Source organism: Phormidium pseudopriestleyi FRX01 (assembly GCF_017313335.1).
In the GTDB taxonomy this organism is placed as follows: domain Bacteria; phylum Cyanobacteriota; class Cyanobacteriia; order Cyanobacteriales; family Laspinemataceae; genus Laspinema; species Laspinema pseudopriestleyi.
In genome coordinates, this window is the sequence record NZ_JAFLQW010000090.1 from 1 (window position 1) to 8,480 (window position 8,480).

Sequence of the window (8,480 nt, forward strand, 5' to 3'; positions counted from 1 at the left end):
CGCACGCACAGACTAATTATACCATGGATTTGGTTAACTACGTACCTACGTTCACCCACCTTATATCCCACGGCTAAAGCACATGGGTTTTACGGTGCTTTCTATAAAATTACCTGGGCCAGTGACCAGATGGAAATCCACATTCTCAAAGATGGAACTCGGATTATTACGGGTTTTCGTGGGCAATTGGGGCTAGAGTAGAACCCTGTTGCATTCCGTGAAAGAGACTCTCCAACCTCCTCAAAAGCATCACAGTTCTGTGAAAGGGTTCCCCGATATCAGGAAACGGTGACAAAACGCGGCATCATTGCCTTGAATGGTTCCCCGACATCAGGAAACAATGAGGGTTGGGGGTCTTTTTCGTGAATGCTATTCTGTGTAAAGCTAATTGTCGCAATTTCCTAGTCCATGACCCACATTCTTGTGATTGATGACGATCCGACTATTCGCGTCGTGTTGACGAGATCCTTGCAAAAACAGGGGTATCACGTTGCTGCTGCCAGTAATGGTCAAGAAGGAATGGAACAGGCTTATCGGTTATGGCCTGCGTTAATCATTTGTGACTGGATGATGCCGGTGATGGATGGGTTGGAAGTTTGCCGTCAGATTAAGGCGCATCCGGAATTATCCAACACTTATTTTATTCTGTTAACTTCGCGGGGTGCAACGGAAGATCGGATCGTCGGACTCGATACGGGTGCGGATGAATTTCTGTCTAAACCGATTGAAATTAATGAATTAAATGCCCGAGTTAGAGCGGGACTGAGGATTTATCAGCTTACCCAAGATTTGCGAAACTCGAAGCGAGCTTTAGAAGCGGAACTAGCGGAAGCAGCGGATTATGTGCGATCGCTCTTGCCTTCTCCTCTGACTACACCTGTGGCGATCGCCAATCGCTTTATTCCCTCTCGTCAACTCGGCGGCGATTGCTTTGACTACTACTGGCTTGATTCGGAAAACTTAGTCATTTACCTACTGGATGTTGCGGGTCATGGTTTAGCCGCCACCCTTCCCTCAGTTTCGGTCTTAAATTTGTTACGGTCCCACTCCCAGGTTGGCTTTGATTTTACCCAACCTGCTTCGGTTTTAACCGAATTAAATCAATACTTTCAAATGGACCTACAACAAGATAAATATTTCACCATTTGGTATGGCGTCTATAACCGCACCCAAGACACCCTATTGTATTCCAGTGCGGGACATCCTCCGGCCTTATTGTTATCTGGAACTCTAGGAATGCCGCCTACCCTACAAGCACTTAAAACCCAAGGCTTACCCATCGGAATGTTTCCCGAAGCCATCTATACTCAAAATGTCTGTCAGATTGAGACCCCTAGTACCTTATACGTTTTTAGTGATGGCGTTTATGAAATTAATCAGCCGGATGGCACTCTCTGGGGTTTGGATGCCTTTAGCAATTTGCTCAGTTATTATTGGCAAAAAAATGGCCAGGATATTGATGGATTATTAGCTCGTATCCGGAGTTTAAATCTTAACCCGACCTTTGATGATGACTTCTCCTTGCTCCAGGTAGAGTTTCTGGAATAACACTCGAACTCCAATCCGCACTTTGTCCTGAATTAAATATCGGAATTCACTTCATTTTCAAAGGTTTCTTCATTGGGATAAACTTTAAATACGCGGTCCATGCTGGTCAGTTCAAATAACATTCGGACCTGATCATTAATGGAACAGATGACCATCTTTGCACCAGCGGTTCGCACCATTTTCAGGGCGGAGACTAAAGCCCCCAGACCGGAACTATCAATAAAGGTTACATCCTGGAGATTGACAAGGACAATATTGGCTTTGTTATCTATGCGATCGCGCACTTCACGGCGAAATACATTGGCCTGGGTCCCGTCTAAAATGCCGGTGGGACGAACAACTTCAAACTTGATGTCAGAACTCATCGGTTTGTTACTCATAAAGATGTTAGTGGGCTTTTGAACTGTTTTTTCTCAGATGAGAAAATAATAACAATTCAGTGCAGTCTTAAGAATAGCAAGTCATGGATAATTCCCACAAATACTAGATTACCCATGACCTGATCTTCAACAAATCCCTAAGCCTGTTTAGGCTTCACTGTAGAAGCAACGTGCAATTCCTTCAACTGAATCCCATCAATGGTAGCAGGAGCTCCGGTTAACAAACATCGAGCTTGTTGGGTTTTCGGGAAGGCAATCACATCTCGAATCGACTCCTCGGAGGCTAACAACATCACCAAGCGGTCTAAACCATAAGCAATACCGCCGTGGGGAGGAGTGCCATACTCAAAGGCTTCCAATAAAAATCCAAACTTATTATAAGCCTCTTCCGTGGATAACCCGATCGCCTCAAATACCCGTTCCTGAACCTCGCGCTGATAAATCCGCAGACTGCCGCCGCCGATTTCCAACCCGTTGTAAACCAAGTCATAAGCTTGAGCCCGAGCAGTTTTAAGGTCGTCAATATCTTCGGGGTTAGGAGCGGTAAAGGGGTGATGAATCGCCTCTAACCGCTTTTCATCGGCATTCCACTCAAACATCGGAAAATCTGTAACCCAGAGCAGATTGAGCTTGCTTTCATCGATCGCACCCAACAGACGGGCGACGGATTGGCGGAGGCGATCGAGGGTTTTATTCACCGTTGCCGTATCTCCCGCCCCAAATAACAGTAAATCCCCCGATTGTGCCCCAGTTCGCGAGAGCAACTCCTGTTTATCCTCCGGGCTTAAATTATCTTTAATTGCCCCAATCGTATCGATTTCTCCGTTATCTTTAACCCGGATATAAGCCAACCCTTTCGCCCCGGCTTCTGCGGCTTCCTTAAATAAATCTCCACCGGGTTTGATGCGAACATTGGAAATGGCGCTATTGCCACCGGGAATCGGCAACACCTTGACAATGCCACCGGCAGCAATGGCACCGGAAAACACCTTAAAACCGGAGTCTTTCACCAAATCCGACACATCCACCAATTCCATCCCATAGCGGGTATCGGGGCGATCGGTCCCGTACCGTAACATGGATTCGGCGTAGGTTAAACGGGGGAAAGGACGGGGGAGATCAATGCCTTTAACCGTTTTAAAGATATGGCAAACTAAAGATTCATTCAGTTCCAGAATTTCTTCTTGGGACATGAAACTCATTTCCATGTCAAGCTGAGTAAATTCCGGCTGGCGATCGGCCCTTAAATCTTCATCACGAAAGCATCGGGCAATTTGATAGTAGCGATCTAACCCCGAAACCATTAACAACTGTTTGAATAACTGCGGCGACTGCGGCAAAGCATACCATTCACCGGGATTCACCCGAGAGGGGACCAGATAATCCCGCGCACCTTCTGGGGTAGAACGGGTCAGCATCGGGGTTTCTACTTCGATAAATCCATATTCATCTTCCAGGAAGCGGCGCATGGCTTTAACCACTTGATGACGCAGTTGTAGATTTCCTGACATCCGTTCCCGACGGAGATCCAAATAGCGATATTTAAGGCGTAACTCCTCCCGGACTACTTCCGTCTGTCCACTGGAAACCTGGAACGGCATCAGTTTATGGACAGCGTTGAGTAATTCGATGCGATCGACGTAAACTTCTAACTCTCCCGTGGGTAAGTTGGGATTGAGGGAATCGCTAGGACGCTGGCTGACCCGTCCGGTGATGCGGAGGACATATTCATTGCGGATGGTTTCCGCATCTTTGTAAGAGTCGGGGGTGCGCAGTGGGTCAGAAACGATTTGGACGATGCCACTTCTATCTCGCAAATCCAAGAAAATGACTCCACCATGATCTCGTCGGCGGTCTACCCATCCACACAGAGTAACAGTTTCTCCAATATGTTCGCTTCGGAGTTGGCCGCAATAGTAGGTTCGCATGGTGGTCGCTTTACAGTTTCAGACGTAATGATTGGACAAGTGAACGGCTAGAATGCCCCGGTTCTAGGGGTTCGATACGCGATCGCAATCTGGGATTGAATTGGGTTGGATTGCTCAGTTGGGGTCTTTCAAACAAATAACAGAGGCAAACTTTTAAAATCTAGCACGAACGGGTCATCGTGATAGAAGATTCTCTCTGGATAGACTTAAAAAAAATAGAGGGCGACCGATTGATCGCCCTCTGTGATCAATTGTTTAGGCTGAACGTTGCCTAGGAATTGGGGGGATTGTCGCCGGGATGGAAGAGGGAGTCCCAAGCATCCTGAGCGGATTGAGCAAGGCGATCGCCCAGTTCACTCATTTCACTGAGGATCTTGTCCCAGTTTTGCTTGGCATCCATTTCCATCAGTTTGATGGTATAGGCAATCCGTTCGGGATCCATGAGGCGATCGGTTTCAATCGACTCTCGCGCTTGTTGCACCGCACTCAGATAGGCTTCTGAGGTAAATTTGCTGGCCCCTTGAATTTCCGTTTGTGCTCGGCGTTTGAGCGCTTCAAACAGGGCCATCGTTTCCTGTTGCACCTGGGCGGTAGCATCGGGCATTTCTTTTTCCACAATGGCTTTCGTCTGGGGACTTACTTCCACGATCGCACGTTCTTTAGGCACTTGAGCTTCATCAGTCATGATTCTGTCTCCTATTTGGATTGGATAAGTTGTTGCCTCTAGCCTAGCGGCTAAAGTTAGAGTCTGGGATGGGGTTAAAGTTTGTAGTAACGACTTCAGTCGTTACTACGAACTTGAACATCTATTTCCCCTCTAAAGGCATTGGCGGATTGGGAAGGAACGATATAGAGCTCCGGCATGGGTAAACCGGCCCGATCGCTCAAGGTTTGGACTATTATCGCTATAGCAACCCTTTCAGCCTTCGCCATAAATCCTGAAAGGGTTGCTATATAGTCATTATTATCCCGGCCCTAGGCAATCTACAGGTAGAAAACGCCCCTGTGTGGGTACGGATTCGCTCACCTTGCCGGGGCGCTGTTGAGTTGTTTTGTGAAGGCAAACAATAGTTCTGGAGCAAACATGGGGATAATAAGTTTGAACAATTCTTAGGGAATGGGGAGGAGCTTGAAGCGGTGGTGTCTGTCAGCAAAACCAGAAATCGTGCTTTATTAAAGGCAATTCCCGATGCCATCTTTTGGATCCATAAAGATGGCACTTGTCTTGATTATCAACCGCCTAAGAATTTTACTCTGTGGGCCGGTTGTGCAAATCCAGGGCAGAAGTTGCAGCCGGAAGGGATAGAAAATTTGAGCGATCGCACCTATATCGGTAAGAAGTGGTGGGAAATTTGGCCTTTAGAAGTGATTGAGCAGTGTAGAGAGTTCCTAGAACGGGCGATCGCCACCGTTCGCGAGCAACTCTTTGAAGTAGAATTAAGCGGAAAAGATTGTCTATGTTCGGTTCAATTCCCCCCGCTAAACTCGACAAATCCTCATCCATATTTCCCCTCAATTCATGAAATTAAAATTGTCCCCAGCAGTGACCATGAATTATTAGTCCTAGTGCGAGATATAACTCAGGTTAAACAGACTGAATCACAACTTCGGCATGAACTGGAACGGAAAGCCTTACAGTTACACCAAACTGTCCTCACGTTAGAGGCAGAAAAATCCCATCGCCAACAAATTGAGGAAATCTTAGCTTTTACTCAGTTTTCCCTAAATCGGGCTGGGGATTCAGTGTTCTGGGTTAATTCTAATGCCCAATTCTTTTATGTCAATGAAGCCGCTTGTCTGTCTTTAGGCTATTCCCGAGAAGAGTTGATTTTAATGACCATTCATGATATCAATTTGGATTTGCCCAAAAATGTTTGGTCTGATTATTGGGATGAAATTAAGCGGCATGGTTCTTTTACGATTGAATGTTATCATCAAACGAAAGAAGGGAAAAGATTCCCCGTAGAAAGTACGGTTAATTATTTGGAATTTAATGGGAAAGAGTATAACTGTATTTTGGCCCGGGATATTACCGATCGCAAACAATTTGAAGCGCAATTACTAGAAACAAAAACAGCAGCGGAAGCGGCTAATCGTGCCAAAAGTACCTTTTTGGCAAATATGAGCCACGAACTCAGAACCCCACTCAATGCGATTATTGGGTATAGTGAGCTCCTCCAAGAAGATGCCCGAGATATCGGTATCAACGATGCAGAATTTCTGGGTGACCTGCGCTCAATTAATACAGCAGGGAAACATTTGCTTGCTCTAATTGGAGATATTTTAGATTACTCCAAGATTGAATCGGGGAAAATGCAACTGTTTTTAGAATCCTTTAACTTGGACGAAGCAATTACCCAAATTTGCCACACCGCTCAACCTCTAGTGGAGAAAAATTCCAACCAATTAGTAGTGCAGTTTAGTGGGGAACTGGGTCCGATGTCCGCTGACTTAACCAAGATGCGACAAATCCTCTTCAATTTACTCAGTAATGCGGCTAAATTCACCTGCCAGGGGAAGATTGAAATGGCCGTAACAAAACAACTCCGGAGTGCGATTCCTCTGGCCCTCACCCCAGAGCAAGAATCGAGTTTAAATGATTTATTTGTAGTGTTTAAAATCTGCGATACAGGCATTGGCATGAGTCCAGAGCAGTTAGATAATTTGTTTCAAGCATTTATGCAGGCAGATGCGTCTACAACCCGAGAATATGGGGGGACAGGGTTAGGTTTGGCAATTAGTCGATTGTTTTCTCAGATGATGGGAGGAGATATTCTAGTGGAGAGTGAGTTGGGGGTGGGTTCAACCTTTACGGTTTATCTCCCAATAGAAGTCAAGTTGCCTCAACCGGATGAAAATAATTGGCAGGAACCCTCTGTTCCTAAAGCGGCGATCGGTCAGAAATTATTGAGGGAGGATGAAGTCTTAGAGCAATTCAAACCTTAAAATCTCCCTCTATAGCGACCCTAAATGAATTGTCCAATTCCATGCATGAGTGGGAGTATTTTGCTCCGTTGCTGTAATATAGCTTTTCCTAAATGATTTAGGGCATTCCAAAAAATAAATCATCCCTATTCAGTTGCTAAAGGATGTTAAAGGAGTAGGGTGGGCAATGCCCCGTCCTTCTGTTCGGTGGGCAGTGCCTACAATTGCTACAATTGCTCAAAGGTGGGCAGTGCCCACCCTACAATTGCTCAAAGGAGTGGGAGCATCTTGCTCCCTATTAAAGCAAGGGAGCAAGATGCTCCCACTCCTGAATGTTAGAGTCAGACTGCTGCAAGGACTGCTATATATTCCTCGGTTTCGGTGCAACCTTCTCCCGAATTGCCTAAAATCGCAGTGGTAGCAGCGATTAGGAAAATAGAAATGACAGATTCGGGATGGACAATGGGTAATTTCCTCTTTGAACCCGAAGAGGGGAACGAGAAAAATGAAGAGTCATATTTGGATTACTGCTATGACGCACCGGGTAGTATCCCCGGAACCCTGATTATTGAGAACGATGCAGTAATCCCGACGATTGTGGCGATCGACTATTGCGAAAAAAAGGCCAGTCGGTTACTCATGACGACCCCGGAAGAATGTATCCCCTACTTAGACAGTAAGTCAGTTTCGTGGTTAGATGTCCAGGGGTTGGGGAGTGAAGATATTTTAAAGCGAGTTGGCAAAGTCTTTGACTTGCATCCTCTGTTGTTAGAAGATATCGTCAATGTCCCCCAGCGACCCAAAGTGGAAGACTACGAGGGTCATTTAGTGATTATTGCGCGGATGGTGATGCTCAAAGAAGATCGCCATGATCCAGCCGAGGAAAGTTTTATCACGGAACAAGTCAGTTTTGTGTTGGGTAAAGATTACCTACTGACGGTGCAGGAGGAACCAGAACATGACAGTTTTGGTCCAGTGCGCGATCGCATTCGCAGCAATAAAGGCACGATTCGCAAACAAAAGGCCGATTATCTCGCTTATGCTCTCCTAGATGCCATTATCGATGGATTTTTCCCGGTCCTAGAAGCTTATGGGGAACGCATTGAGGATTTGGAGGATGAGGTGGTGGCAAACCCCACACCCCATACCCTAGAAAAAATCTATAAAATCAAACGGGAGTTACTCACCTTGCGTCGGGCAATTTGGCCCCAGCGAAATGCCATCAATACTCTAATTCGAGACGGCAGTCCCATGATTTCTGATGAAGTCCGGATTTATTTACGCGACTGTTATGATCACACTATTCATGTTTTGGATATCGTAGAAACCTATCGAGAACTCGCCGGTGGGTTGATGGAGGTTTACCTCTCTTCCATCAGTAACCGGATGAATGAAGTGATGAAACTCCTGACAGTGATTTCCTCTATTTTTATTCCCCTCACCTTTATTGTTGGGGTTTATGGAATGAATTTTAATCCAGAACGCTCACCGTTGAATATGCCAGAACTCAATTGGTATTGGGGTTATCCCGCAGTGTGGGGCGTAATGATTGCGATCGCCATCCTCATGATTTTTCTATTTTGGCGTCGCGGTTGGTTTAACAACTTTTCCACCCCCCAGCGTCCAAGATAAAAGATGAAACTTGAAAGATAAAACTCCAAACTTCAGTCATTCTCTTAAGTTTGTAGTAACGACTTCA

7 protein-coding genes and 1 pseudogene are annotated in these 8,480 nt (G+C 45.9%); 4 read left to right on the forward strand and 4 right to left on the reverse strand.

The window, feature by feature from the left end; all coding sequences use genetic code 11:
* Both J0895_RS25630 and J0895_RS03730 read left to right on the forward strand, forming a co-directional pair.
* Nucleotides 1–201, forward strand: a pseudogene (locus tag J0895_RS25630) (hypothetical protein); the annotation flags it as partial.
* Nucleotides 202–408: 207 nt separating this feature from the next.
* Nucleotides 409–1,548 (forward strand): PP2C family protein-serine/threonine phosphatase, encoded by a 1,140-nt coding sequence (locus tag J0895_RS03730; protein ID WP_207086781.1) that lies wholly within the window; start codon nt 409–411, stop codon nt 1,546–1,548.
* Between the two features lie 32 nt (nt 1,549–1,580).
* On the opposite strand, the gene J0895_RS03735 is transcribed toward J0895_RS03730, so the two are convergent.
* From J0895_RS03735 to J0895_RS03750, 4 genes are all read right to left on the reverse strand, one after another.
* Nucleotides 1,581–1,913, reverse strand: a complete 333-nt coding sequence (locus tag J0895_RS03735) for an STAS domain-containing protein (protein WP_207086782.1) — start codon at nt 1,911–1,913, stop codon at nt 1,581–1,583.
* Nucleotides 1,914–2,065: 152 nt separating this feature from the next.
* Nucleotides 2,066–3,856 (reverse strand): aspartate--tRNA ligase, encoded by a 1,791-nt coding sequence (gene aspS, locus J0895_RS03740; protein ID WP_207086783.1) that lies wholly within the window; start codon nt 3,854–3,856, stop codon nt 2,066–2,068.
* Nucleotides 3,857–4,127: 271 nt separating this feature from the next.
* On the reverse strand, nt 4,128–4,541 hold the full coding sequence (locus tag J0895_RS03745) for a hypothetical protein (RefSeq protein WP_207086784.1): 414 nt from the start codon (nt 4,539–4,541) through the stop codon (nt 4,128–4,130).
* 95 nt (nt 4,542–4,636) lie between these two features.
* On the reverse strand, nt 4,637–4,789 hold the full coding sequence (locus J0895_RS03750) for a hypothetical protein (RefSeq protein WP_207086785.1): 153 nt from the start codon (nt 4,787–4,789) through the stop codon (nt 4,637–4,639).
* 204 nt (nt 4,790–4,993) lie between these two features.
* Between J0895_RS03750 and J0895_RS03755 the strand changes: the two genes are divergently transcribed.
* Complete coding sequence (locus tag J0895_RS03755) at nt 4,994–6,802, forward strand: ATP-binding protein (RefSeq protein WP_207086786.1); 1,809 nt, start codon at nt 4,994–4,996, stop codon at nt 6,800–6,802.
* A 420-nt stretch (nt 6,803–7,222) separates the two neighbouring features.
* On the forward strand, nt 7,223–8,413 hold the full coding sequence (corA, locus tag J0895_RS03760; protein WP_242541029.1) for a magnesium/cobalt transporter CorA: 1,191 nt from the start codon (nt 7,223–7,225) through the stop codon (nt 8,411–8,413).
* Nucleotides 8,414–8,480 lie beyond the last annotated feature (67 nt).

Bases quoted from the DNA above. Each gene is read 5' to 3' on its own strand.
- J0895_RS03730 (WP_207086781.1), top strand. From the start codon at position 409: ATGACCCACATTCTTGTGATTGATGACGATCCGACTATTCGCGTCGTG.
- J0895_RS03735 (WP_207086782.1), bottom strand. From the start codon at position 1,913: ATGAGTTCTGACATCAAGTTTGAAGTTGTTCGTCCCACCGGCATTTTA.
- aspS (WP_207086783.1), bottom strand. From the start codon at position 3,856: ATGCGAACCTACTATTGCGGCCAACTCCGAAGCGAACATATTGGAGAA.
- J0895_RS03745 (WP_207086784.1), bottom strand. From the start codon at position 4,541: ATGACTGATGAAGCTCAAGTGCCTAAAGAACGTGCGATCGTGGAAGTA.
- J0895_RS03750 (WP_207086785.1), bottom strand. From the start codon at position 4,789: ATGGCGAAGGCTGAAAGGGTTGCTATAGCGATAATAGTCCAAACCTTG.
- corA (WP_242541029.1), top strand. From the start codon at position 7,223: ATGACAGATTCGGGATGGACAATGGGTAATTTCCTCTTTGAACCCGAA.